The following is a 24711-nucleotide window of genomic DNA, read 5'->3' on the forward strand; positions in this document are numbered from 1 at the left end:
CATGCCTCGATCCATCTGGAAGGGCTCGATCTCGTTCGGGCTCGTCTCCATCCCCGTGAAGCTCTACGGTGCCACCGAGGACCGGGACGTGAGTTTCCGCCAGGTGCATTCGGCCGACGGGGGGCGCGTCCGTTACCAGCGTGTCTGCGAGAAGTGCGGGGAGGTGCTCGCCTACGCCGACATCGCCAAGGGATATGAGGCCGCTGACGGGCGCATCGCGATCCTGAGCGATGAGGACTTCGAGAACCTGCCGCTGCGCACGCTCAAAAGCGTCGACGTGGTGCAGTTCGTCGACCAGGACGAGGTCGACCCAACGTACTTCCAGCGCACCTACTTCCTCGAGGCAGAGGGGCCGGGGCAGAAGCCGTACGTGCTCCTGCGGGAGGCGCTGGCCAAGGAGAACAAGGTCGCCGTCGTGAAGGTGGCGCTGCGCAGCCGGGAGTCTCTCGCGTTGGTCCGCGCGAAGGACGATCTCCTCTTGATGCACACGATGTACTGGCCGGACGAGCTGCGTGACGGGGACTTCGCCTCGCCGTCGAGCGAGGTGACCGTCACCGATGCCGAGATGGAGATGGCTAAGCTGTTGATCGGGCAACTCGAGGGGGAGTTCGACCCGGCGGAGTACACGGACTCCTACCGGGAGGCGCTGCTCGAGGTGGTCGAAGCGAAACTCGCGGGCACCGCATTGCCCGAGCAGTCCGACACGTCCGCCCCCACGGGCGACGTCGTCGACCTCATGGCGGCGCTCAAGGCATCGGTCGAGGCGGCCAAGAAGCGCCGCGAGGACGCGTCCGCCGCGAAGGCCGGTTGATGGAGCCGACGACGATCTCCTTCCACGAGGAGGACGACGCCGAGGCCACTATCACGGCGCTCGCTGGCGCGGGATTCTATGTCGAGGCCGATCGGGAGCGCTTCCTCGGGGAGGACGATGACGAGGAGGTCGTCTACCTCGTCCTGACGGACGCCGCCGCCGACGAGGCGCGCGGGCTGGTCGTCGGCGACGGCTTCGTGATCAGCGGGTGAGCCAGTCGGCGGCGCGCCGCTCGATGCCGTCGAAGGCCTCGCGGATGAAGGGCTCCACCTGTGCCTCGACCTTCTTGCCGATGAGCGGGATCTTCACCTTGACGTCTCCGGTGTAGTGGCCGATGGTGCGATCCCCCTCCGGGCGCAGGACACCGCGCGCATCGACGTCGACCGGCATGCCGGGCACGTCCACGTCGACGGTCCCGTGGGCAACGCCGTCGGGACCGGGATCGGTGAAGCGGAACGTCTGGTTGAGCTGGATGGTCTCCCCGACGAACTTCGTGAGCTTCTCCGGAACCGGCATCCGCATGGAGAGCAGCGTTGCGTCCGCCCGAACCTCCACCCTGTGTTCGGTGGCGCCGGCGTGCCTCGCGACGTCGGAGATGAAGTCTTCATTCCTCAGCAGTTCGACCACGCGGGCCGGCTCGGCGGGGTAGGTCTGCTTGTAGTCCAGTTTCATGCGTCCAGCCTATCCGGCCGCACCGAATGATCCGCCGGCCGCGGACCTCATCCCGCTGAGGGGTCCGTCCCCTAGGATGACGGCATGAGAATCGATCTGCACACGCACTCAAGGGTGAGCGACGGAACAGATACCCCCACCAGCCTCGTCATGAAGGCCTTCGAGGCGGGCCTTGATGTCATCGCGCTGACCGACCACGACACCTTCGGCGGTGTGATGGAGGCGCAGGAGGCGGGCAAACGGATCGGGGTCAAGGTTCTCTGCGGCATCGAGATGTCCACCGAACACAACCACCGGCCCGTGCACTTGCTCGGTTACGGCTGCGACCCCTTCGACCGAGCGCTCAACGCCGAACTGGCCAAGATCCGGTTTGCGCGCACGGACCGACTCCCCGCGATGGTCAAGGCGTTGAGCGATGAGGGACTGGAGATCACGTTGGACGACGTGATGGCCGCGGCGAACGGGGCGCCGACGATCGGGCGACCCCACGTCGCGGATGCCCTCGTGGCGAAGGGCTACGTCGCGGACCGGGATCAGGCGTTCGCGGAGTGGCTGGGGGAGGACCGTCCTGGCTACGTCTACCGCTACGCGAGCCCTCTGGAGCACGCGATCGACCTGATCCACGCGGCCAAGGGAGTCGCGGTGCTGGCGCACCCCTGGGGTCGCCAGGGCAAGGACGCGTTGTCGGCGCCCTACATCGAGTCGCTGGTCCAGAGCCACGGGCTCGAAGGGCTCGAGGTGGATCACGAGGACCACGATGTCGACACCCGCTCGCTCCTGTTCGAGATGGGGGCGAGGCTGGGGTTGGTGCGGACAGGCTCCAGCGACTACCACGGGACGGGAAAGAAGGGCCACCCGCTCGGCGCCAACCTGACGCGGCCGTCGGCCTACCGGGATCTCGTCGCGCGGATCCGGCGCCGAGGTGGCGTGGTCTGAGTCTGGCGACGCGCTAGGCTGGGGCGGCCAGATTCCCCCGCACCGAGGTAGGTAGCCGATGTCCGACGAGGGCATGTTCGATACAGACGCATCGCTCGCACGTTCCACGCGCCGAAGCTTGGAGATCGAGGCCGAGTTGGGCACCGACCCGAGCCGGTTCCGGATCCTCACCGGCGACCGGCCCACTGGAAACCTCCACATCGGGCACTACTTCGGCTCGCTGGAGAATCGGGTGCGCATCGCGCGGATGGGCGTCGAGACGATGGTGCTCATCGCGGACTACCAGGTGATCACCGACCGCGACGGGGTCGGCCCGATCCGCGAGCGCGTGTACTCGCTGCTCGCCGACTATCTGGCCGCGGGGCTGGACGAGAACGACGTGACAATCTTCGCTCACTCTGCCGTACCCGCACTCAACCAGCTCATGTTGCCGTTCCTCTCGCTCGTCACGGACGCGGAACTGCGCCGCAACCCCACCGTGAAGGCGGAAACCGACGACACCGGCGACCGCCCCATGTCGGGGCTCATGCTCACCTACCCCGTCCACCAGGCCGCCGACATCCTCTTCTGCAAGGCCAACCTGGTGCCGGTCGGGAAGGATCAGCTGCCGCACCTCGAGCAGGCCCGCGTCATCGCGCGGCGGTTCGACGAGCGTTACGGTCGGGCCGACGAGTCGCAGCCGGTCTTCCCGGCCCCGGAGGCGCTCCTGAGCAAGTCCGGTACCGTGCTGGGTCTCGACGGCACCAAGATGAGCAAGTCAAAGAACAACACCATTGAGATCGGCATGTCCGCGGATCAGACGGCCAAACTGCTCAAGCGTGCCGTGACCGACTCGAACCGCACCATCACCTACGATCCGGTGAACCGTCCCGAGGTGTCGAACCTCGTCAACCTCGCCGCACTGTGCCTGGACCGGGACCCGGTGGATGTAGCGGCCCAGATCGGCGACGGCGGTGGCGGCGGGCTGAAGAAGCTGGTCACGGAGGCTGTCAACGAGAAGTTCGCCCCGATCCGTGCCCGCCGTGCGGAGTTGGTCGCGGACCCCGGGCACCTGGAGCGGGTGCTGGCCGACGGAAACGCTCGGGCCAACGCGATCGCCGACGCCACGCTCGACGAGGTGCGCACTGCCATGCGGATGAGCTACTGAGCCCTGTGACGTACGAGAGAGGCCGACCCCGGGCGGGGTCGGCCTCTCTCGTACGTCACAGCTGTGGCGTCGTCTCCGGCTGCACGTCCACGCCTCCGCGGGTACGGCGACGGCGACGGCGCGGCTTGCGCTCTCCGTCGGCGGAGCCGACCGACTTCTCAGCGGGATGGTCCCCAGCGGCCTCCGTGGAGCGACGGCTGCGGCGGCGTCGACCCTCCTCGTCGGGAGCGCGTCGCTTGTCGACGGCCTTCTCGCGAGCGGCGGGCGCGCCTGGGAGGCGCCCCTTCGTGCCCTCGGGGATGTCGTGGTCCTCGAAGAGGTGTGCCGACGACGAGTAGGTCTCGACGGGGTCGGGGATGTCCAGGCCGAGCGCCTGGTCGATGAGCTTCCACCGGTTGACGTCAGCCCAGTCCACGAGCGTGACCGCGATGCCGGAGTTACCCGCACGGCCCGTCCGACCGATGCGGTGGACGTAGGCCGCGTCGTTGTCCGGGCATTCGTAGTTGATGACGTGGCTGACACCCGTGATGTCGATGCCACGGGCGGCGACATCAGTGGCGACCAGGACCTTGATGGTGTCGGCGCGGAACTTCTTCAGCGCGCGTTCCCGGGCCTGCTGGTTGAGGTCGCCGTGGATAGCGGCGGCCGCGAAGCCACGATCGACCAGATCGTCGGTGAGACGCTGGGCCGAGCGCTTCGTCCGGCAGAAGATCATCACCTTGGTGGTCTGACGGCCCTGCAGGATGCGTGAGACCAACTCGGGCTTGTCGAGGTCGTGGGCCTGGTAGATGAACTGCTCGATGTCCGGCACCGTCATCTTGGCGTCGTGGCCCTCGGCCCGGATGTTGACGGGCTTGTTCAGCGTCGCGCGCGCCAGGGCCATGATGGGCCCGGGCATGGTGGCGGAGAACAGCATCGTCTGGCGGTCCTGCGGCGTCTTGCGGAGCAGCCGCTCGATGTCGGGCAGGAATCCGAGGTCGAGCATCTCGTCGGCCTCGTCCAGGACGAGGACCTGGATCTCAGCCAGGCTCAACGCGCCCCGGTCCGCGAGGTCGAGGAGCCGGCCGGGCGTGCCCACTGCGATGTCGATGCCCTTGTCGAGGGCGTCCAACTGCTCGTCGTAGCCGGTGCCGCCGTAGATGGTCAGGACGCGCATCTTGAGGTGCTTGCCGGCGACGTCGAGGTCGCGGCCCACCTGCAGGGCCAGCTCGCGCGTGGGACACACGATCAGCGCACGGGGCTTCCCGTGGGCTGGCTTGACGCCGTCGGAGAGGGTGACCATGCGGTGCAGGAGGCTCACGCCGAACGCGAGCGTCTTGCCGGTGCCGGTGCGTGCCTGCCCGATGAGGTCGGTGCCGCTCAACGCGAGCGGGATGGCCAGGGTCTGGATGGCGAAGGGGTGGACGATGCCAACCTCCGCCAGGGCCGAGGTGATGGATTCGTGGATGCCGAGGTCGGCGAATGTCTCGTCGACCGCAATCTCGTTGTCGCTCAGGGGTCAAACCTTCGTAAGAGAACTCGGGCGCGGTTGGCGCGGCCAGAGGCGGGGCGCTGCTGCTCCGCGATGAGAGAGTCTATCGCACCGCCTCCCGAGGGCCGATTCAGACGGAACCGAAGCCCACCGTGCGGGCGCTCGGGGAACCCAGATCGAGGTAGCCGATCTTGCGAGCGGGCACGAGGACACGGCGCCCCTTCTCGTCGACGAGCTCGAAGAATCCGTCCGACTGGAGGGCATCGTGCAGCGATGAGGCCACTTCGTCCGCAGTGGCGGCGGTTTCGATGACGACCTCGCGGGGTACGTCGGTGATGCCGATCTTGACTTCCATGCCGCCACTCTAGCGGCCGGACTCAACCCTCGATGCGGGCCAACGCGACGGTGACATTGTCCTTGCCCCCCTTGGCCACCGCCCACCCGACCAGCGCATCGGCGAGAGCGTCCGTCGACTGGGCGCGGCTCGCCTGCTGACGGACGAGATCGGCCAGGTCGGCGGGATCGCTGGCGTAGTTCCAGAGGCCGTCGGTGCACAGGAGGAGCCACCCCGGGGCGTCGACGGTGAGAGTCGTGACGGCCGGGGTCGCATCGGAGGACTCCCGGCCGAGCCACCGCGTGAGGGCGTGCGAGTGGTGCGACTGCTCCGCCTCCATCCGCGTCATGCCGAGCATGATCCGCGCCTGCGCCAGGGAGTCGTCGGTGGTGAGGGACTCGACGCCGCCCGCGTCGGGGATCCAGTAGGCGCGGGAGTCTCCGACGTTGCCGACCGAGACCGACCGCCCGTCGATGACAGCCGCGACGAGGGTGCAGGCAGACGTCTGGTCGCTGGCGTCGACGACCGAGCGCTGAGCCGCGGCGAATGCGTGCACGAGGGCCTGCTCGGCCACCTGCCCCTTGGAGTGGCGGGTGACCAGTTCATCGACGACGGTTTCGGTGGCGACCAGCGACGCGACCTCGGAACCGTGGGCGGTGGTGACCCCGTCCGACACGGCCAGGACTGCCGCGTGACTGGGCTCGGAGCGCACAGCCAGCCCGAGGGCGTCCTCGTTGGTCTCGTGCCTCAATCCCACATCACTGGCGCCTGCCACCCAGGGGGCGGGCGACCGCAGGTAGTGGGCACGCTCGGCGCTGGAGCGGGGTGCGGAGTCGACCATGGGCGATCCTTCGGCGAAGTTGTGGGTAGGGCAATCTTGTCACGAGGGCGGCGCCGGGAGCGACGGGCTCGACGACGTGGGTTCCTGAGCCTGCCACAGGTCGCCAAGGTCCTGCACGCGGGCCATGACCTTGGCGGGGCTGGTCCGCAGGGTCGAATCCGGCTGGAGGGCGGCCACTTCGTCCCAGGTGAGCGGCGTGGCGACCGACGGTGTGTCCAGCCCGCGGACCGAGTAGGCCGTCACGGTGTTGCGTGCCGCGTAGTTCTGGGCGAAGTCGACGAAGATGAGGCCCCCACGCGCGTCCTTGCTCATGGTGGCCACGAACAGCTTGGGGTGGGCGGCAGTGAGGTGCCTGGCCAGCGCCTGCGCGAAGGAGTAGACCTCGGAGGCCGGCGTCGGCTGGATCGGGACGCTGAGTTGGAGGCCCTTGTTGCCGGACGTCTTGGGGAACGCCTCGAGCCCCAGCTCGGCCAACGTCGTCGCTGCGATGATCGCGCCCCTCGCCGAGTCCTCTGGGGTGATGCCGGGACCCGGGTCGAGATCGATGATGAGCGTCGTGGCGCGAGGCTCGTCGGGGCCGTCCAGGATCACCCCGCCATCTCCCTGCGTCGCGTCCACGAAGCGCCACTGCGGTGTGTGCAGCTCGATCGCCCGCAGGTTGGCGAGCCACACGAGGTCGGCCCGCTGGCGTGCGGTGACGTAGCTGATGGGCCCCGACGACGTGGCCACATCCACTGTGCGGACCCACTCCGGGGTGCCGGCGGGAGCGTTCTTCTCGTAGAAGGACGGCGCGCCTGCACCGTCGGGGAAGCGCACCCGCGTGATCGCCCGGTCGCTCAGATGCGGGAGCATCACCTCGGCGATCTCGAGGTAGTACGAGATCAGTTCACCTTTGGTGAAGCCGTTGGGGAACAGTGGCTGGTCGAGGTTGCTGAGGCTCAGCTGCACGCCGTCGACCTCGGTGGCGATCCGTTCACTCATGGAGCAACCCTGCCACGGGCCGGCGTGAAAACGTCGGAGGTTCCTGGAAGCATGGAGTCCATGAGGAACCGCCTGCTGCCCCCACGCGTCGCGGCAGTGCCGACGCTCACTCCGGAGCAGACCAGCGCGGCCCGCGGCTGGTCGGGCGTCCGCGTCGCGGTCGGCGGGCCGGGCACTGGCAAGTCGGTGGTGGTCGCGGCAGCGGCGGCTCAGCGGGTGCGGGCCGGAAGCTCGCTCGACCGGGTGGTCGTGCTCGCGCAGTCACGTGCGGCGGCGCAGACGCTGCGCCGGCAGATCAGCCGCCAGCTGCCGGGCGCGCAGACCGCGGCCAGCGTCACGACGATCCACGGTCTCGCGCTGGGCCTTCTCCAGCGCTACTGGCCGCACGAGGACAGCGCGTGGCGGCTGTTGCGGGCGCCCGAACAGGAGACCCGCATCCGCGAGCTGTTGGAGGGGCTGCCCGCTGAATTCTGGCCCGAGGAGGCGCGCGCCGCCGCCGGCACCCGAGCCTTCGCGCGGCAGCTCCGCGAGGTCCTGGCGCGCGTGCGGCAGCTCTCCCTGGATCCCTCGACCGTCGAGGCCATGGCGACGCACGACGGGGACGACGTCTTCGCGGCGGCCGCGCGCTTCATCGAGCTCTACCTCACGGTGGGTGATTTCTCCGCCACCCTCGATTACGCCGAGCTCATCTACCGGTGCCGGCTGCTGCTGACCGAGCCCGAGGTAGCCGACGGCATCCGCGCCGCCTTCGACGCTGTGATCGTCGACGACGCGCACGAATCGGACCATGCGCAGGTGGGGCTGCTGAGCGACCTGGCGGGGTTGGGACTGCCACTGTTGGCGGTCGGTGATCCGCACCAGCGCGTGGGCGGGTACCGGGGAGCGAGCGCCACCGCGATTGCTGACCTCGGTTCGCTGCCCGGCGCCGAGGTCATCCCGCTCGGCGGCGGTCATCGTGGATCGAGCGCGGTCGTCGATGCGCTGGCCCACCTCTCCGCACGTCTGGACGGGCGCGGGGCTGCGCCTGTTCCAGCGCCCGCAGCCGGTGGCGGCGTGGTGGCCGCGGGGGTCTTCGACGACGAATCAGCCGAACTCGCGCACGTCGCGGCGGAGCTTCGCGAGGCCGTCGCCAAGGAAGGCGCGTCATGGCAGGACCTGGTGGTCATCACCCGCGCGGGCCGGGGTCAGCTCAGTGCGGTCGCCACGGAACTGATCCGGCTGGGCGTGCCGGTGGACGTCTCCGGCGATGAGATCGCGCTGGCCGAGCAGCCCGCGGTCGCGACGCTTCTGCTCGCCCTTCGAATTGCCGCCGACGGGGGAGCCCCCGAATCAGACGACGCCCGGCTGTTGCTCTCCTCCCCGCTGTGCGGGCTCGACGGCGTGGCGCAACGACAGATCGGTCGGGCACTGCTGGCCCGCCACCGATCGCTCGGCAACTCGGCCGCCCTCCTGGGCCGGTGCCTGGCAGACCCGAGCCTGCTGGACGGGATGGACAGCCCTGAAGCAGAGAGGGCCCGAGCTCTGGCCGCGCTCCTCGAGCGGGCCGCGACCCTGACCGGGAGCGATGCCGAGGTGCAGGAGGTCCTGTGGCACCTGTGGGACGGCACTGAGTGGCCGGGGCAGCTGCGCGAGCAGGCACTCAGGGGCTCCCGGCGCGCGAACGCCGATCTCGATGCCGTCGTCGAGCTCTTCGAGCAGGCGGCCAGGGCGGACGACCTACGCGGCGCCTCGGGCATCCGTACCTTCCTCGCCGAGGTGTCGGCGCAGGAGATCCCGGCGGACACGGGCCGCGAGCTGACGGTCTCCGGGCGGGGCGTGAGGGTGCTGACAGCCCACCGCACGCGCGGGCTGGAATGGGAACGCGCCTGGGTCATCGGGGTCCAGGAGGGGCTGTGGCCACGCCTGATCCGCCAGGGCCTGCTGCTCGACGCGGACCGGCTGGGTCCGGCCGGGCTTGCGCCGCCGGGGCAGAGCTCACAGTTGCAGGCCGAGCGACGGCTCTTCTACGTCGCGGTGTCGCGGGCCCGCCGCGAGGTCCGCGTCAGCGCCGTGCAGGGCGTCGATGGCGAAGGGGGCAGGCCGTCGCGGTTCCTCGGTGAGCTCGGCGTGGATGTGGAACGGGTCAACGGTAGGCCGAGCCGGCTGCTGTCGGCCGCGTCGCTTGTGGGGGAGTTGCGCCGGACTGTCTCGGACGAGGAGGTCTCCCCGGGGCTGCGCCGAGCCGCTGCGGTCCGGTTGGCACGCCTCGGCTCCGTCACCACGCCCGACGGGTCGCGCGCCTTTCCGGGGGCACTCCCGGAGACCTGGTGGGGAGTGGCCGAACCGACCGCCCCTGCCAGCGACGTGGCCGGACCGGTCCGCATCACCGGCTCGTCGCTGGAGACGCTGCTCGAGTGCCCGCGCCGTTGGTTCCTCTCGCGCAGGGCCGCTGCCGAGAGTGCACGCAGATCGCGCGCCTCGGTGGGCGACGTGGTCCATCTCCTGGCCCGCGCGGCCGCCGAGGAAGAGCTGAGTGCGGATGAGATGAGAGCCCGGTTGGACGAGGTGTGGGAACACATCCCCTTCGAGGCGGAGTGGCTCTCCGCGTCCGAGCGCACCGAGATCGACCAGGCGATCGACCGGTTCTCCCGCTACCACGCCACCGCCCCAGGGGAACTGCTCGGCGTCGAAGTGCCCTTCTCCGTGCGGACCACCATCGCCGAGCAGGAGGTCGAGCTCGTCGGCTCCGTGGACCGGCTCGAGCGGACCCTCGACGGCGCCCTGCGCGTCGTCGACCTCAAGACCGGGCGGTCCACGCTCCGACCAGCCGACGTCGCCGACCATGCACAGCTCGGCGTCTATCAGCTGGCTGTGGCTCTCGGGGGATTCGACGGCATTGCAGAGGGTGAACGGCGCGTGGCTCCGCCGGCGCTCATGTTCGTCAGGTCCGGCGACGCGCTGCCGACCATGGTCGCCCAGCCGTCCATCGACGACTCGCCCGCGCTCGAGGGTGCCGAGCCACAGGCCGGCCCGACGTGGGTGCACGACCGCATCGCCCAGGGGGTCGAGGTGATCCGATCCGGTCGTTTCGATGCCGTCGAGTGCGGTGCCTGCCGGTTCTGTCAGTTCGCCGCCAGCTGCCCCGCACGTCAGGACGGACGCTCCTCATGACCATCCACCCGATCCGTCCCCACCTCCTGAGCACCCCAGACCAACTCGTCGATGCGCTCGAGATCCCGTTCTCCGACGAGCAGCTCACCGCCATCACCGCTCCACTGGAACCGGCGGTGATCATCGCCGGCGCGGGTAGCGGCAAAACGACCGTGATGGCGGCCCGGGTGGTCTGGCTGGTCGGCACCGGCCAGGTGAAGCCCGAGGAGGTCCTTGGGCTCACCTTCACCAGGAAGGCGGCGGCGGAGTTGGCGCACCGCGTCGCCAGCGCTCTCGACCGTGCCGGCGTGCTGACGGGGAGGGACGGCGAGGGCGCCGAACTGGTCATGACCTACGACTCGTTCGCGGCCCGCCTGGTGAGCGAGTTCGGCCTCCGCCTGGGGATCGACCGCGATCCGGTGATGCTCACCGGGGCGAGCCGTTTCCGCCTGGCCAGCCGGGTCGTCGCGAACGCACCCGGGCCGTTCCGCAGCATCAGCAGGCTCAGCCACCACAGCATCCCCGAGCGGATCCTGGCCCTCGATTCCGAGATGCAGTCACATCTGGTGAGCTCGGAGCAGGTCCTGGCCGAGTGCGACCGGGCGGAGAGCAGGTTCGCGCAGGCTCCGCTGTACCGCGGCAAGACGATGGCCGACGTGGCCAAGGCTCTGGACGCGACGGCGGAGCGACGGGAGCTGCTCGACCTGGTCGATCAGTACCAGGAGCTCAAGCGCAGGCTGGGGGTGGTCGAGTTCGCCGACCAGCTTCGCGAGGCGGTCCGTCTGGCCCGGCAGGTGCCGTCCATCGGCCGGGAACTGCGGCAGCGCTTCAAGGTGGTCCTGCTGGATGAGTACCAGGACACCTCGGCAGCGCAGGCCTCACTGCTGCGGGAACTCTTCAGCGGCGCGGGGGAGCCGGACGGGCACGGGTTTCCCGTCACCGCCGTCGGCGATCCCTATCAGGCGATCTACGGCTGGCGAGGTGCCGCGGCGGGAAACATCCTCGACTTTCCCCAGCATTTCCGCCGCGCCGACGGCCGTCCCGCGGAGAGGCAGACTCTCTCGATCAACCGGCGCAGCGGCCAGCGCATCCTCGACGTCGGCAACGCTCTTGCCGCGGGGCTCCGCGCCGCACCCGGTGAGGCGGGGGTCTCGCTGGTGGCTCCGCCGGGGGCCTCGGCGGCGGCGGTGGCCTCCGCCACCTTCGACACGTTCCGCGACGAGGTGGACTGGCTGGCCGAGACCGTCATCGCCCGCAACGCCGCCGGCGTTGCGTGGGCGGAGCAGGCGGTGCTCGTCCGACGCAATGCCCTGCTGGCTCCCCTCTTCGAGGCGCTGCGCCTCAGGGACGTGCCCGTGGAGATCGTGGGGCTGGGCGGACTGCTCGGGCTCCCCGAGGTGGCGCCGCTGGTCGCCACCCTGCGGGTGATCGACGACGTGACGGCGAACCCGGACGTGGCGGCCCTCCTGACCGGACCGCGCTGGGCGCTGGGGCTCGGGGACCTGGAGGCGTTGGGAGCGCGCGCTCGGCGTCTCGCCGCCGCCTCCGCCGGACCGCGAGGGCTCACCGAAGCCCTCGAGCACGCCGTGACGCAGGCTGATCCTGGGGAGGTGGTGTGTCTGCTCGATGCCGTGGCCGACCCTGGAGATGCCGCGCTGACCGATGAGGGGCGGCGGCGGGTGCGCGCGTTCCACGCGGAGATTAGTATGCTGCGCCGACACGCCGCGGAGCCGGTTGCCGACCTCGTGACGAGGGTCGTGTCGACTCTCGGGCTCGAGGCAGAGCTGCTGGCGGGTGGTAGGCAGACGAGCCAGGTGGCCCGGTTCGTCGCTGAGGTGGCCAGCTACGTCGACGTCGACGGCGACGGAACCCTGTCCGGTCTCCTCGCCTACCTCGATGCGGAGGAGGACTTCGGTGAGGGACTGCTCCAGGCCGTCCCGACGGAGGCCGACTCCGTGAAGCTCATGACGGTGCACCGGGCCAAGGGCCTCGAGTGGGACACCGTCTACCTCCCGAGCCTCGTGGACAAGGTGTTCCCCTCAGAGGCCCGCTCGGGGGTCTGGCCGACCAGGGCCATGACTCTCCCCGCGCCACTGCGAGGTGACGCATCCTCGGTGCCGCAACTGCGCGACTACACCAAGGCTGGCCTTGCCGAGTACCGAGATGCGCTGAAGGCCGATCACCGCCTCTCCGAAGACCGGCTCGCCTATGTCGCGGCGACCCGGGCCAAAGAGGTTCTCATCGTGTCCTCTCACATCTGGACACCGGGCAACGTCAGGCCGCGGCGCGAGTCCCCGTACTTCGCGGTCATCAAGGAGGTCACCCAGGCGTTGGGCACCCACATCGACGCGGCCACGCGTGGGGCGGACCACAACCCGGCGCCGGCGGAACCGGTCCGGGCGCTCTGGCCTGCCTCCTTCGATGAGCACGTCACCGCAGCGAGACGTGACGGCGCTCAACTCGTGTGGCAGGCCGCGGACGTGCTGGCGGCCCGTGCACAGGAACCCGACGAGTGGGCCTGGGAATCCGGCACCCTCTCCGCGGAGGACGCGGCGCTGATCGAGTCCTGGGACGAGAGCGCCGAACACCTGACCCAGCTGATCTCGCGGCGCCACGATCGCACGGTGGAGTTGCCGGAAGGGTTGTCGGCCACGGCGCTCATGGCGCTGCACAACGATCCCGATCAGTTCGCGACGTCGCTGCTGAGGCGGATGCCGCGTCAGCCGTCGCTGGCTGCGCGGGTCGGCTCTAGGTTCCACGAATGGCTGCAGGACCGGTTCGGGCTCCCTGCAGAACTGGAGGAGCAGAGTGCTGAGGGGTCGCCGGACAGCGAGGAACTGGTCCGGTTGGTCCGCGCCTTCGAGGCGGGGCAGTTCGCCCACCGCACCCCCATCGGCGTGGAGGTGCCATTCCTCATGAACTGGGGCCCGCACGTCCTGCGCGGCCGGATCGATGCCGTCTACGCCTGGCCTCACGACGGTCTTGAGTACCTGGTCGTCGACTGGAAGACGTCGACGCGGGCCGCAGATCCGCTGCAGTTGGCCGTCTACCGCCAGGCCTGGGCGGAGGCCCGTGGGGTGGACCCCTCACGGGTCGGGGCTGCGTTCTATCACGTCTTGACGGACCATCTTCGCTTCGTGGACGCACCGGCGTCGCTGATCGGTACCGCATTTGCGGCAGGCTTGTCGTCATGATCGATTGGCGCGAGCCCTCCCAGCTTGACCGGAGCCCCGCTCTGCGGGCAGAGCAGGATCTCGACGCGGCGTGGCGCGCCGGCCGCGTCGTCGAGGTGGATGAGTCAGGCAACATCTCCGCCGGTCCGGAAGGCGTTCGTTTCCTCGACGACCCGGGCCAACGCCAGCTGGACGACATCTTCGTCGGAACGTTCCGGGGGGAGCCCTGGTTCGCCCGGCCGGTCCTCCGGATGGACGGGGAGTCCCTGGCCTGGCGAGACATCGAACCGGGCCAGGCCGATCCGACCGCCACGGCGGTGGCGCTCAGCCGATGGCACCTGCAATCACCGCCCTGCGAGCGGTGCGGCGAGGCCACGCGGCCCGATCTCGCTGGAGCCCGGCGCACGTGCGTCGGCTGCGGACACTGGGCGTTCCCCCGCACCGACCCCTGCGTCATCGTCGCGATCAGGGATCCGGACGACCGGCTGCTCCTGGCCCGCCAGCCCTCCTGGGCACCGAAGCGGTTCTCGATCATTGCCGGCTTCATCGAGGCGGGCGAATCGGCCGAGCAGGCCTGCCACCGCGAGGTGTACGAGGAGGTGGGCGTGGAACTGACCCACCTGACCTACGTGAGCAGCCAGCCCTGGCCGATGCCGCGGTCGCTGATGCTCGGCTTCGAGGCGCGCTCCGGGTCGGCGTCCCTGCGGCCGGACGGCCTCGAGATCGCGGAGGCGAGGTTTCTGTCACGCACGGAGTTGGCCCGGGTCGTCGGCGAAGGGAGCCTCGTCCTCCCACCCCCGGCCTCCATCGCGCGGAGCCTGATTGAGCGGTGGAGAGTATTACCCGAGGTGGATGTCAACCTTTAGCGCCCACATCTGCTTATAGAGAGTGTGGAAGCTTCAATGACAGGCCTGACCGAGGCCACTCGTACCTGGGACTCCTTCGATGAGTTCGTGCATGCGCGTTCGGTCGCACTGTGGCGCTCAGCGTGGCTCCTGACGGGGGACACTCAACGGGCTGAAGACCTTGTGCAGGAAGCCCTGGGCCGATGCTGGGGCAAGTTCGATCGCTTGAACAGGGCTGGCAACTCCTTCGAGGCTTACGTCCGGACCGCGATCTACCACGCGTATCTGTCCTGGTGGCGCGCGGGGACATGGCGGGAAGGAACGATGCCGGCTGGCAATCCTGAGCCGGCCCGGCACGACTCGGTGGCTGACCGGGATCTGCTCCGGGCTTTGGCGGCACTGCCTAGGCAACAGCGAGCCGTGGTTGTGCTGCGCTACTTCGAGGATCGCAGCACAGCCGAGGCTGCGGACCTCCTGCGGATATCCCAGGGCGCGGTCAAGACGCACCTTCACCGTGCCCTCAGCTCACTGCGTTCCTCGCACCACCTCAGGACTCAAGACCTTTCCTATCTTCCCAAGGAGGATGACCGATCATGAATTACTCCACCGACCCCTTCCGAGACAGGTTGCAGCGTCTATTGCCCGAAGCGCCGGAAACCACGACGTGGGCGGGCACCGCCGCATCGCGGGGACAAGCGAGGCGGATGCGCGCCGTGAGTTCCGGCGTGGTCGCCGCGTCGATGGCCGTCGTGGGGGTGCTCGGGGTGCAGTGGCTCCAGGACGTGCGTGAACCCCTCGTGGACGCAGTTCCCGCGACCTCCGCACCGCCCTCTGCCGACACGGCACCGTCGGAGTCGATTTGCGCCATCGAGAGCCTCCAGAGCACGGCCACGCTGGACTCAGTGAATGAAGCAACCCTCTGCGTTGTGTCGAACGGCCGTCTCAGAGCCCAACAGTTGGACCGGGATGAGGCAACTGCCCTCATCGACGAGCTGAGGGACGGCAGGGAGAGAAGCGGCTCGTCCGAAGCCCATCAGGCAACGCCGACGCTCCGCCTCCACGACAATTCGGGGAACGGCGTAGTGATCCTCCACCAAGGGGCGGACGCGCGGTGGCTCCTCAGCGATGAACAGGGCGAGTGGCTGTGGACCCCGACAGACGCCTCACAACGGACGCTCGCCGAGGCGGCACGAGTCGCAGAGGGTGACCAGTCGAATGAGGAGCTGTGTACCACAACCGTGCTGGCACGGTCGTCCACCGAATCGCTGACACAGGGGGCGGCCAAGGTTTGGCTCTGTTCATCCTGGCGTTATGCACCCCCCGAGCCGTTGGAGGGTGGCAGAGCTGCCCAGTTTGTTTCGGGCACACTGACCCGGAGTGAGGAGTGCGTATCCCAGCCGGCCGACGAGTGGCTCATCGCTGAATATGCGGATGGCACTCGAGAGCGGTTGACGATCCCCAGCGCCGACTGCTCGCCAGGGGTCGGTTCGCTCACCACCTTCCGCGATCTTCTGCTCGAGCAACGACGTGCAACGGACGAGTGGGCCTCCATCCAGGTACCTCCCTTCGCGAAGCCGTGCCTGGCGAGTGAAGTGGATAGCTTCATGCCGCTCGACCTGGACCGGGCCGCCAGAGTTCTGGTCTGCACTGGAGAAGATGGCGTGGGGCTGCCAGCCGACGATCGGGATCGCCTAGTTTCTGAGCTTCAGGACTCCGCCAGCCTTGTTGCAGGCACTCCTCCACGCTCGCCAGTGCGACTAGCACTTCTGTGGCCCAACGGTGAGCGACTCTGGCTCCGGGACGGGGGCAGTCCGCAAACCTTCTACTTCGTGGACCACACAGGAGCCACGCACCAATGGCGGCCTTCACCGGTTCTGCAGCAGATCCTCGAACGGGTCCGCATCACTGGGAGATAGGCCCGGCATCTGGATGAATCCAATGGGGGCGGTGAGTTCATCACTCACCGCCCCCATCTGGTTGGTTGCTGACTCAGCGGACCTTGTGGGTCTCGTCCTGGATCCGGCTGGCGACCTCCACGAGCTTCTCACGGTGGGCGCGTGCGTGGTGAGCGCAGAAAAGCAACTCACCGCCGGAGCGTAGGAAGACGCGAAGGTAGGCCTGGGCACCGCAGCGATCGCAACGATCGATGGCGGTGAGGGTCGGGTCGGCAGCTAGTTCAGTCATCATTTCCGTCCTCCTAACTCATACATCAGTCATTTCAACGTACCGGGAAGCATATTCGTTCCCGGGACTCGGAACCCGCGTTTCGCTGGATCGGTCCGGTGCGGGCGAGCGGGTAGCCTGGCCCGGTGCAGACACCCAAGAGCAAGCAGCCCCACTCGCGTGACTATGAGGCCAAGAACCTCCTGGTGCTCGAAGGGCTGGAGGCGGTCCGCAAGCGACCAGCCATGTACATCGGGTCGACCGACACCCGCGGCCTCATGCACTGCCTCTGGGAGATCATCGACAACTCGGTGGATGAGGCGCTGGCCGGATACGGCGATCAGATCCACGTTCAACTGTTGGCCGATGGCTCGATCGCAGTGCAGGACCGTGCGCGGGGGATCCCCGTCGACACGGAGCCTCGGACAGGCCTGAGTGGCGTCGAGGTCGTCTTCACCAAGCTGCACGCCGGCGGGAAATTCGGCAACTCCTCGTACAACGCCACCGGCGGTCTCCACGGAGTCGGCGCATCGGTGGTCAACGCGCTGGCGTCGCGGCTGGACGTGGAGGTGGACCGCAACGGCGCCACCTGGGCGATGAGCTTCCGCCGGGGCGTCCCCGGAGTGTTCGACGGCGACGGTCCCGACGCCCCCTTCACCCCGCAGAGCGGACTGCGCAAGGCCGGTCGCGTGGCCAAGGCGAAGACGGGCACCCGGGTCCGCTACTGGCCCGACCGGCAGATCTTCCTCGCCGACGCGGAACTGTCCCTCAAACACCTGCACGACCGCGCCCGCCAGACCTCCTTTCTCGTGCCCGGACTGAGGCTCGAGGTCGAGGACGCGCGCGGCGACGAGCCCGCGCGCGAGACGTTCGTGCACGTCGGCGGGATCACGGAGTTCGCCGACTTCCTCGCTCCGGACGCGCCCGTCACGGAGATCATTCGGCTGCAGGGACGCGATTCATTCGTCGAGACCGTCCCGATGCTCGATGATGCAGGGGCGATGACGCCCACCGACGTCGAGCGGGAGTTGGAGGTCGACATCGCAGTGCGGTGGGGCACCGGTTACGACACCACGCTGCGCTCGTTCGTCAACATCATCGCCACCCCCAAGGGCGGTACGCACGTCCAGGGGTTCGAGCGGGGCCTCACCCGCGCGCTGATCAGGTCGTACGAGGGCACCCGCGGCCTCCTGAAGGCCGGGGAGGAGATCATCAAGGACGACTGCCTCGAGGGCCTCACCGCCGTCGTCACGGTGCGCCTGGCCGAGCCACAGTTCGAGGGGCAGACCAAGGAGGTGCTCGGCACCCCGCCCGTGACCAGGCTGGTGGCCAAGGTCGTCGAGGCCGAGATGGGGCGGTTCTTCTCGTCGTCCAAGACCCGCCAGATGGCCCGCACGCTGCAGGAGAAGGTGGTGGGCGCCGCCCGCACCCGCGTCCAGGCACGCGCCCACAAGGAGAACCAGCGTCGCAAGAACGCGCTGGAGTCGTCGACGCTGCCGCCCAAGCTCAAGGACTGTCGTTCCAACTCGGTGGAGAACACCGAGCTTTTCATCGTCGAGGGCGACTCCGCGCTGGGGACGGCGAACGTCGCCCGCAACTCCGAGTTCCAGGCTCTGCTGCCCATCCGCGGGAAGATCCTCAACGTGCAGAAGGCGTCGGTCGGCGACATGCTCAAGAACGCGGAGTGCGCCGCCATCATCCAGGTTGTCGGCGCCGGCTCAGGGCGCACCTTCGACCTCGACGCGGCACGCTACGGCAAGGTCATCTTCATGGCCGACGCCGACTCCGACGGAGCCCATATCCGGTGCCTCCTGGCGACGCTGTTCTTCCGCTACATGCGCCCCCTCGTCGAGGCGGGGAGGGTCTACTCGGCGGTGCCCCCGCTGCACCGCTTCGAGCTGATCAACCCGAAGCGCGGGTACGACAAGTACATCTACACCTATTCGGACGCTGAGTATCAGCGGAAGGCCGCCGAGCTGACGAAGCGGGGGCAGAAGTTCAAGGAGCCCCAGCGCTACAAGGGTCTCGGTGAGATGGACGCCGATCAGCTGGCCGACACCACGATGAGCCCCCGGCACCGGATGCTGCGGCGCCTCACGGTCGACGACGCCGTCGACGCCGAGCGCGTCTTCGAGATGCTCATGGGCAACGACGTCGCGCCCCGCAAGGAGTTCATCATCGAGGGCGCCTACGCCCTCGAGGCCGACCGCATCGACGCCTGACCGGCGCGCGCAACCCTTCGACAGGCTCAGGGATCACGGACGACAAGCTGAGGAATCACTGCGCTCCGGCGACCAGCACGACGGACAGGTGTCGGGGACCGTGGACGCCCTCGACCCGGCTGAGCTCGATGTCGCTGGTCGCCGATCCGCCCGAGAGCCAGGTGACCGGGCGGCGCGCGCGGAGCGCAGGGGCCAGGCGTGCCATCCCTTCCGGCACATCGCTGACCACCTGATCCTCGCGGACCACCACGATGTGGCGGTCCGGCAGCAGGGTCAGGGCCCGACGCCCCTGCCCATCGCCGTGGTCGAGCGCGATCGTGCCTGAATCGGCCATGCCGACGGCTGCGGTGGTGAGGACCGCGTCGATGGAGTTCAGCTGCGCGTGGCTGAGGACAGGTTCGTCGCGGTGCAGTTCGAAACCGGCGCCGCTGAGAGCTTGGACCCAGGCGTCGGGTAGGCCGTCGGGGACCACGACACTGCGGGCGTCGAGGGCGCTGAGCGCCTCGATGATCGTCTCTGCGGCACCGACCTCGGGGCAGCGCCGCACGGCCGCCTTGTAGTCCTCGACCTTCTCGACGAAGTCGGCGATGACGTCGGCGGTGGGGAGTGCTCGACCGTAGGTCCACTCGACCGGCACGTCGACGTCGGGGTTGCGCTCCGTCACGTCGGCAGTGGCGCGGCGGATTAGTTGCAGCACGTCTTCTCGGGCGCTCATCGGTGATCTCCTTGGTTCTTCTTCCACCACTGGCGGAAGGTCTGGGTGGGTGGGGCTTCCACGTCGCGGGCCCTCAGCCAGCGACCGGCCAGGGGGATGGGCATCTTGCCGAGCCAGCGGTTCTTGAAGATCCGGCCGGCCAGGCGGCTGCCGGTCTGGACCGTGGCGAGGTGGGAACCGTCGGCCATGACCCAGGCCGCGCCCTTCATCAGTGCCTGTTCGCCGGTGGGGTGGTGGGCGGTCTTGTGCTCGACCGCCTTGTGGCGCAGATGCACGAGGATGTCGGTGAAGGGGATCTTCACGGGGCACACATCGTTGCAGGCGCCGCAGAGGGTCGATGCGAACGGTAGGGCGCGTTCGTTCTCCCCCTCCAGCCCGCGGAGCTGCGGACCGAGGATGGCGCCGATCGGACCCGGGTACGGCGAGCCGTAGGCGTGTCCTCCGACGCGCTCGTAGACGGGGCAGATGTTGAGGCAGGCCGAGCACCGGATGCAGCGCAGCGCCGCCCGCCCCTCCGGATCGGCCAGCACGTTGGTGCGCCCGTTGTCGAGGAGGATGACGTGCAGGTCCTGCGGCCCGTCGCCGGGCGTGACGCCGGTCCAGAACGAGGTGTAGGGGTTCATCCGCTCCCCGGTGGAGGAGCGCGGCAGCAGCTTGAGGAACACTTCGAGGTCCTGCAGGGATGGCAGCACCTTCTCAATGCCGACGACCGACACGAGTGTCTCCGGAAGGGTCAGGCACATTCGGCCGTTGCCCTCCGACTCGACGATGACGAGCGTTCCGGTGTCGGCCACGATGAAGTTGCCGCCGGAGACCGCCATCTTCGCGCGCAGGAACTTCTCCCGCAGGTGGAGGCGAGCAGCCTCGGCGAGCTCGGCTGGTTCGTCGGTGATGTTCTCCGGCGCGGGCCGTCCGTAGAGACCCATCTCCCTGGCGAAGATCTCGCGCACCTCGGTGCGGTTGCGGTGGATCGCGGGCACGAGGATGTGGCTGGGCAGGTCGTGGCCGAGCTGGACGATGAGTTCGGCCAGGTCCGTCTCCCAGGCTGCGATGCCCTCGGCTTCGAGGTGCTCGTTGAGGTCGATCTCCTGAGTGACCATGGACTTGATCTTGACCACCTCGTCCACGCCCTTGGCCTTGGCGATGTCGGCGACGATCGCGTTGGCGTCGGCGGCGTCCCGGGCCCAGTGGACGGTGATCCCGGCCTCTGTCATGGCCTTCTCCGCCTGGATCAGGTAGTCGTCGAGGTGCCGGGCGACCCTGTCCTTGATCTGGGCCGCCGCGGTGCGCAGGTCCTCCCAGTCGTCGACTTCGGATGCGCGTGTGACCCGCTTGGCGCGGATGGTGGTCGTGGCGTGGCGGAGGTTGCCGCGTTGCTGGTCGTTCGCGAGTTCGGCCTTGGCAGCCTCCGGGAAGGCCGGAATACCGAGCCAGGTGCCGGGTTCCGGCGTACGGCGGGCGGTGGTGGTCATCGTGGGTCCTCCTCGGTGGCAGCCAGGATCTCGGCGAGGTGAATGGTGGTGACGGGGGCCTTCTTCCGGTGCAGCACGCCGCCGATGTTCATGAGGCACGCATGGTCGGCCGCGACGAGGTACTCCGCACCCGTTCCGGCGACGTGGTCTGCCTTGTCGGTGGCCATCGCGATGGAGACGTCTGAGTTCTTGAGTGAGAAGGTCCCGCCGAAGCCGCAGCACTGCTCGGCGTCGGGTAGATCGACGAGTTCGAGGCCACGCACCTCACTCAGGAGGCGGAGGGGGCGGTCTCCCACCTTGGCCACCCGGAGGGAGTGGCACGTGGGGTGGTATGTGACCCGGTGCGGGAAGTAGGCCCCGACGTCGGTGACGCCGAGCACGTCGACGATGAACTCGGTGAGCTCGTACGTGCGGGAGGCGACTGAGGACGCTTCGCGGGCCAGGCCGGCGTCGCCGGAACGCGTCGCCAGCATGGGGTGCTGCTCCCGGACCGACCCGACGCACGATCCCGACGGCGCGACGATGTAGTCGAACTCGCTGAAGCTCGCCACGTAGTTGCGGACGGTCGGCATCGCCTCGTCGAAGTAACCGGTGTTCGTCATGATCTGCCCGCAGCAGGTCTGCTTCTCGGGGTACGAGACCCGGCAGCCGAGGCGCTCGAGGAGTGTGACCGTGGCGATCGGGATGGAGGGCTTCATCGTGTCGGTGATGCAGGTCGCGAAGAGCGCGACATGGGGTGAGGAGGACATCAGTGGCCTTTCGATCAGGGGAGCAGCCAGCTGAGCACTGGCGTGGACATCAGGCCTGAGATCAGGCACAGAAGGACGAGGAGCACGACGCTCCACTTGATGATGCGGCGCAGTATCACGGACTCTGCACCGGCGATGCCGATGGAGGTGGCGGCCACGGTCAGGGACTGGGGGGAGATCATCTTGCCGACGACGCCGCCAGCGGCACTGGAGCCGACGAGGAGTGCCCGCATGTCCTCAGTCCCGAGGTGGCTGCCGGGGCCGATCTCAGCGCCGACGCCGGACTGGAGGCCCGAGAACAGGATGTTGGCCGACGTGTCGGACCCCGTCACGTAGACCCCGATGTAGCCGAGGACGGGGGCGACGAAGGGGTACGCCACGCCTGCGCCAGCGAAGAGCAGGCCGAGCGCGAGGGTCTGGCCGGAGTCGCCCATGACGTAGGCCAGTGCCACGACCGAGCCGATCGTCAGCATGGCGAAGCGGAGCTTCTTCACGTTGGCCAGCAGCACCTGGAAGATCCGCGTCAGCGACATCTTGTAGATGAGCCCGGTGGCGACAGCAACGAGGGCCAGCAGGATGCCGGGTGTGGAGGCCCACGCCAGTGTGTAGGTCTGGTGCGAGGCCGGGTTGCCCGCCACATCGAGCATCTCGGAGAGCCCCGGCCAGGTGAGCTTCACATCGGTGCTGACCAGGACGCTCTTGACCGCCGGGAGCGCCGCGATCCCGAACACGACGATGACCAGCACGTAGGGGACCAGAGCCATCGCGATCCGCCGGCCGGTCAGCTGGGTGGCCCCGGCGTCGGACACCATGACGTGACGCTCAGTCCCCTCGATGGAGGGGTCCACCGGGATCCCGATGCGCCTCGTCGCCTCGTCGCCGCCGTTCGGGTGCCACACCTTGAGGAAGGCGATGGCCACCGCGACGCTGACGACGGCGGCGAAAACCTCGGTGAGGTTGTACAGCGGCGTGGCGGACACGATCCACTTCGTCACGCCGAAGCTTGCACCGACCACCAGGCCGAACGGCCACACCTGCTTCAGGCCCCGCTTGCCGTCCATGACGGTGAGCAGGAGGAACGGGACCACGAGGCACAGCGCGGCCGTGATCCGCCCGGTGATGGGGGAGATGGCCAGGACGTCGTCGAAGCCGCCGGTCTTGGCCGCCATGAGTACCGGAAGTCCGACGGCGCCGAAGGCCACTGGAACCGTGTTGGCGAGAAGCGCGATCATGGCCGATCGCAGCGGGGAGAACCCGATGGCCACGAGCATGGCGGCAGTGATGGCGACCGGCGCGCCGAACCCGGCCAGCGCCTCCAACAACCCGCCGAAGCAGAAGGCGATGAGCATCCCGAGCACCCGGGGGTCGTCGCTGATGAGGAAGAACGTGCGCCGGAGATCATCGAATCGTCCCGACGCCACCGTGACCTCATACATCCAGATGGCGGTCAGCAGGATCCACACGATGGGGAAGAGTCCGTACAGGAAACCGTGGACGCTCGTGGCCACCGCCGTCGTCAACGGCATGCCGAAGGCGGTCACGGCGACGATGAGCGCGACCGCCCATGAGAACGGCCCAGCGACGTGCGCCCGCCACCTCAGCAGCGCGAGCGTGATGAGCATTGCGGCGATGGGGAGCGCTGCGACGAGGGCGGAGAGCCACTGCGCCCCGAGCGGATTCGTCGAGGGCTGGAAAACATCGAGTAGCACCGGTGAAACTCCATTGTCCACGTCTTTGGTCAGACCAGTTGGTCTGATCTGACCTTTTCACGATGCACCGGTCTTTGTCAAGACGTGACGGGGTCCGTGCGCGTGTCGTGAATGAGACACAATGGCCCCATGGGTTCCGGAGGCTTTGACGCCGTGCTCGACCACCTGACCACCGAGATCCTCGAGGGCAGAATCGGGCCGGGCTCACGGCTGCCCAACGAGCGTGAACTGGCAGCGCACCTGGAGGTGAGCCGCAGCGCCGTGCGTGAGGCGATCAAGGTCTTCCAGGCTCAGGGCGTGATCACGTCGCACACCGGGCCCGGCCGCGGCACGCGTGTTACTGGCAGCCAGGGGGATGCGCTCGGGCGGATCCTCAAACTGCACGTGGCGCTCGACGTCATCTCGTTCGACGAGGTCACCGAGACGCGCGTGGTGCTGGAACGCGCCGCCGCCATGGGTGCAGCCGAGCATCGGCGCGATGAGGGACTGGCGCAGCTCCGAGCCCTCGCCGAGGAGATGGTGAGCGCGACCGAGATCTCGGACTTCAACGCGCTCGACACGCGGTTCCACGTGGCGATCGCCTCATTGGCGGCCAACCGGCTCATCCGGGACCTCACCATCGCCATCCGAGAAGCGGTGGCGCTCCACATCCTTGCGGCGGAGAGGGAGATGGACGGATGGCCGGAACTGCGCACCCGACTGGTCGCCGAGCACGACGGGATCGTCGAGGCTCTCACGCTCGGAGACGGGGCTCTCGCTGCAGACCGGTGTGAGGCGCACATCCGCGGCGCCCACCGTGCCTTCCTCGAGACGCCCAGCGCCCGTGGGGGCTAGATGATCTGCTTGAGCAGACCCGTGTCGACGTCGTAGAGGAATCCGCCCACCTCGGCGTGGCCCTTGATGAGCGGGTGGTTCGACACCATGTCGACGTCGGTGCGGAGGCGCCCTGCCTGATCGGGGCTGGCCCCGAACGACAACCAGGAGGCGTCCGTGCCGGTCTTGGCGGAGATGACCTTGCGGAGGTCGTCGTCGGTGCCGGACGCCATCGCGCAGCGGGTGTGGGGGATGATCATGATGCGGTCCACCTGCAACAGCTGGACGCTGAGGACGCACCCGTTGAGTACGGACGTGGAGACGCGGCCGCCGGGGGACCGGAGGATCTTGGCGTCACCGATCCTCAAGCCCACCATTCCGAGCGGCTCGATCCGCGAGTCCATGCACGTGACAATGGCCACACCGGCCTTGGCAATGCCGTCGAAGTAGCCGTCCTCGAAGTTCTCCGCGTAGGAGGCGTTGGCCTGCAGCAGGTCATCAAAGCTCATGAGATCTCCTTTCGGGCCA

The 24711-nt window shown here is 68.5% G+C and carries 22 protein-coding genes; 11 read left to right on the plus strand and 11 right to left on the minus strand.

What is annotated here, in order from left to right:
• Nucleotide 1 precedes the first annotated feature (1 nt).
• Nucleotides 2-811 carry a non-homologous end joining protein Ku gene (ku, locus tag RPIT_RS05345; RefSeq protein WP_077341349.1) on the plus strand — a complete coding sequence of 270 codons (810 nt, stop codon included), beginning with the start codon at nucleotides 2-4 and terminating at the stop codon, nucleotides 809-811.
• Nucleotides 811-1023 (plus strand): hypothetical protein, encoded by a 213-nt coding sequence (locus RPIT_RS05350; protein ID WP_077341351.1) that lies wholly within the window; start codon nucleotides 811-813, stop codon nucleotides 1021-1023. Before ku ends, RPIT_RS05350 begins: the two co-directional genes overlap by 1 nt.
• On the opposite strand, the gene RPIT_RS05355 is transcribed toward RPIT_RS05350, so the two are convergent.
• The gene (locus tag RPIT_RS05355) at nucleotides 1013-1483 is read right to left on the minus strand and encodes a DUF2505 domain-containing protein (protein WP_077341353.1); all 471 of its coding nucleotides are present in this window, start codon (nucleotides 1481-1483) and stop codon (nucleotides 1013-1015) included. The genes RPIT_RS05350 and RPIT_RS05355 overlap by 11 nt on opposite strands.
• 84 nt (nucleotides 1484-1567) lie before the next feature.
• Here RPIT_RS05355 and RPIT_RS05360 point away from each other — a divergent pair, with 84 nt between their 5' ends.
• Nucleotides 1568-2419 (plus strand): PHP domain-containing protein, encoded by an 852-nt coding sequence (locus RPIT_RS05360; protein ID WP_077341355.1) that lies wholly within the window; start codon nucleotides 1568-1570, stop codon nucleotides 2417-2419.
• Between the two features lie 58 nt (nucleotides 2420-2477).
• On the plus strand, nucleotides 2478-3566 hold the full coding sequence (trpS, locus tag RPIT_RS05365; RefSeq protein WP_077341357.1) for a tryptophan--tRNA ligase: 1089 nt from the start codon (nucleotides 2478-2480) through the stop codon (nucleotides 3564-3566).
• Nucleotides 3567-3621: 55 nt separating this feature from the next.
• On the opposite strand, the gene RPIT_RS05370 is transcribed toward trpS, so the two are convergent.
• From RPIT_RS05370 to ligD, 4 genes are all read right to left on the minus strand, one after another.
• Nucleotides 3622-4929, minus strand: a complete 1308-nt coding sequence (locus RPIT_RS05370) for a DEAD/DEAH box helicase (protein ID WP_237267845.1) — start codon at nucleotides 4927-4929, stop codon at nucleotides 3622-3624.
• A 238-nt stretch (nucleotides 4930-5167) separates the two neighbouring features.
• Complete coding sequence (locus tag RPIT_RS05375) at nucleotides 5168-5392, minus strand: DUF3107 domain-containing protein (protein ID WP_077341361.1); 225 nt, start codon at nucleotides 5390-5392, stop codon at nucleotides 5168-5170.
• 22 nt (nucleotides 5393-5414) lie between these two features.
• Nucleotides 5415-6212, minus strand: coding sequence for a PP2C family protein-serine/threonine phosphatase (locus tag RPIT_RS05380; protein WP_077341363.1), 798 nt, complete (start codon nucleotides 6210-6212; stop codon nucleotides 5415-5417).
• 39 nt (nucleotides 6213-6251) lie between these two features.
• Nucleotides 6252-7193: a non-homologous end-joining DNA ligase gene (ligD, locus tag RPIT_RS05385; RefSeq protein WP_077341365.1), complete on the minus strand. Its 942-nt coding sequence runs from the start codon at nucleotides 7191-7193 to the stop codon at nucleotides 6252-6254.
• A 60-nt stretch (nucleotides 7194-7253) separates the two neighbouring features.
• Here ligD and RPIT_RS05390 point away from each other — a divergent pair, with 60 nt between their 5' ends.
• The 5 genes from RPIT_RS05390 to RPIT_RS05410 are packed head-to-tail and all read left to right on the plus strand — an operon-like array spanning nucleotide 7254 to nucleotide 16256.
• A complete protein-coding gene (locus RPIT_RS05390; RefSeq protein ID WP_162274503.1) occupies nucleotides 7254-10343 on the plus strand; it encodes an ATP-dependent DNA helicase in 3090 nt (1029 codons plus the stop codon).
• Entirely contained in the window at nucleotides 10340-13516 is a 3177-nt protein-coding gene (locus tag RPIT_RS05395) for an ATP-dependent DNA helicase (RefSeq protein ID WP_077341369.1), read from the plus strand. Before RPIT_RS05390 ends, RPIT_RS05395 begins: the two co-directional genes overlap by 4 nt.
• On the plus strand, nucleotides 13513-14361 hold the full coding sequence (gene nudC / locus RPIT_RS05400) for an NAD(+) diphosphatase (RefSeq protein ID WP_077341371.1): 849 nt from the start codon (nucleotides 13513-13515) through the stop codon (nucleotides 14359-14361). Before RPIT_RS05395 ends, nudC begins: the two co-directional genes overlap by 4 nt.
• A gap of 36 nt (nucleotides 14362-14397) precedes the next feature.
• Nucleotides 14398-14937: a SigE family RNA polymerase sigma factor gene (locus tag RPIT_RS05405; protein WP_077341373.1), complete on the plus strand. Its 540-nt coding sequence runs from the start codon at nucleotides 14398-14400 to the stop codon at nucleotides 14935-14937.
• A complete protein-coding gene (locus RPIT_RS05410) occupies nucleotides 14934-16256 on the plus strand; it encodes a hypothetical protein (protein ID WP_077341375.1) in 1323 nt (440 codons plus the stop codon). The genes RPIT_RS05405 and RPIT_RS05410 overlap by 4 nt, the downstream gene beginning before the upstream one ends.
• Nucleotides 16257-16329: 73 nt before the next feature.
• On the opposite strand, the gene RPIT_RS05415 is transcribed toward RPIT_RS05410, so the two are convergent.
• On the minus strand, nucleotides 16330-16524 hold the full coding sequence (locus RPIT_RS05415) for a DUF7455 domain-containing protein (protein ID WP_418361379.1): 195 nt from the start codon (nucleotides 16522-16524) through the stop codon (nucleotides 16330-16332).
• A 125-nt stretch (nucleotides 16525-16649) separates the two neighbouring features.
• Between RPIT_RS05415 and RPIT_RS05420 the strand changes: the two genes are divergently transcribed.
• The gene (locus RPIT_RS05420; RefSeq protein WP_077341379.1) at nucleotides 16650-18725 is read left to right on the plus strand and encodes a DNA gyrase/topoisomerase IV subunit B; all 2076 of its coding nucleotides are present in this window, start codon (nucleotides 16650-16652) and stop codon (nucleotides 18723-18725) included.
• A gap of 55 nt (nucleotides 18726-18780) precedes the next feature.
• Here RPIT_RS05420 and RPIT_RS05425 read toward each other — a convergent pair whose 3' ends face one another.
• The 4 genes from RPIT_RS05425 to RPIT_RS05440 are packed head-to-tail and all read right to left on the minus strand — an operon-like array spanning nucleotide 18781 to nucleotide 23370.
• Nucleotides 18781-19440, minus strand: a complete 660-nt coding sequence (locus RPIT_RS05425; RefSeq protein ID WP_077341381.1) for a LutC/YkgG family protein — start codon at nucleotides 19438-19440, stop codon at nucleotides 18781-18783.
• The gene (locus RPIT_RS05430; protein ID WP_077341383.1) at nucleotides 19437-20912 is read right to left on the minus strand and encodes a LutB/LldF family L-lactate oxidation iron-sulfur protein; all 1476 of its coding nucleotides are present in this window, start codon (nucleotides 20910-20912) and stop codon (nucleotides 19437-19439) included. The genes RPIT_RS05425 and RPIT_RS05430 overlap by 4 nt, the downstream gene beginning before the upstream one ends.
• A complete protein-coding gene (locus RPIT_RS05435) occupies nucleotides 20909-21661 on the minus strand; it encodes a (Fe-S)-binding protein (protein WP_077341385.1) in 753 nt (250 codons plus the stop codon). The genes RPIT_RS05430 and RPIT_RS05435 overlap by 4 nt, the downstream gene beginning before the upstream one ends.
• Before the next feature lie 14 nt (nucleotides 21662-21675).
• Nucleotides 21676-23370: an L-lactate permease gene (locus RPIT_RS05440; protein WP_226996343.1), complete on the minus strand. Its 1695-nt coding sequence runs from the start codon at nucleotides 23368-23370 to the stop codon at nucleotides 21676-21678.
• Nucleotides 23371-23499: 129 nt separating this feature from the next.
• On the opposite strand from RPIT_RS05440, the gene RPIT_RS05445 reads away from it, so the two are divergent.
• Nucleotides 23500-24204: a FadR/GntR family transcriptional regulator gene (locus RPIT_RS05445; RefSeq protein WP_077341389.1), complete on the plus strand. Its 705-nt coding sequence runs from the start codon at nucleotides 23500-23502 to the stop codon at nucleotides 24202-24204.
• Here the strand turns inward: RPIT_RS05445 and RPIT_RS14925 are convergent.
• A complete protein-coding gene (locus tag RPIT_RS14925; RefSeq protein ID WP_093664797.1) occupies nucleotides 24201-24692 on the minus strand; it encodes a beta-class carbonic anhydrase in 492 nt (163 codons plus the stop codon). The genes RPIT_RS05445 and RPIT_RS14925 overlap by 4 nt on opposite strands.
• Nucleotides 24693-24711: the final 19 nt, after the last annotated feature.

Source organism: Tessaracoccus flavus, assembly GCF_001997295.1.
GTDB classification, from domain to species: domain Bacteria; phylum Actinomycetota; class Actinomycetes; order Propionibacteriales; family Propionibacteriaceae; genus Arachnia; species Arachnia flava.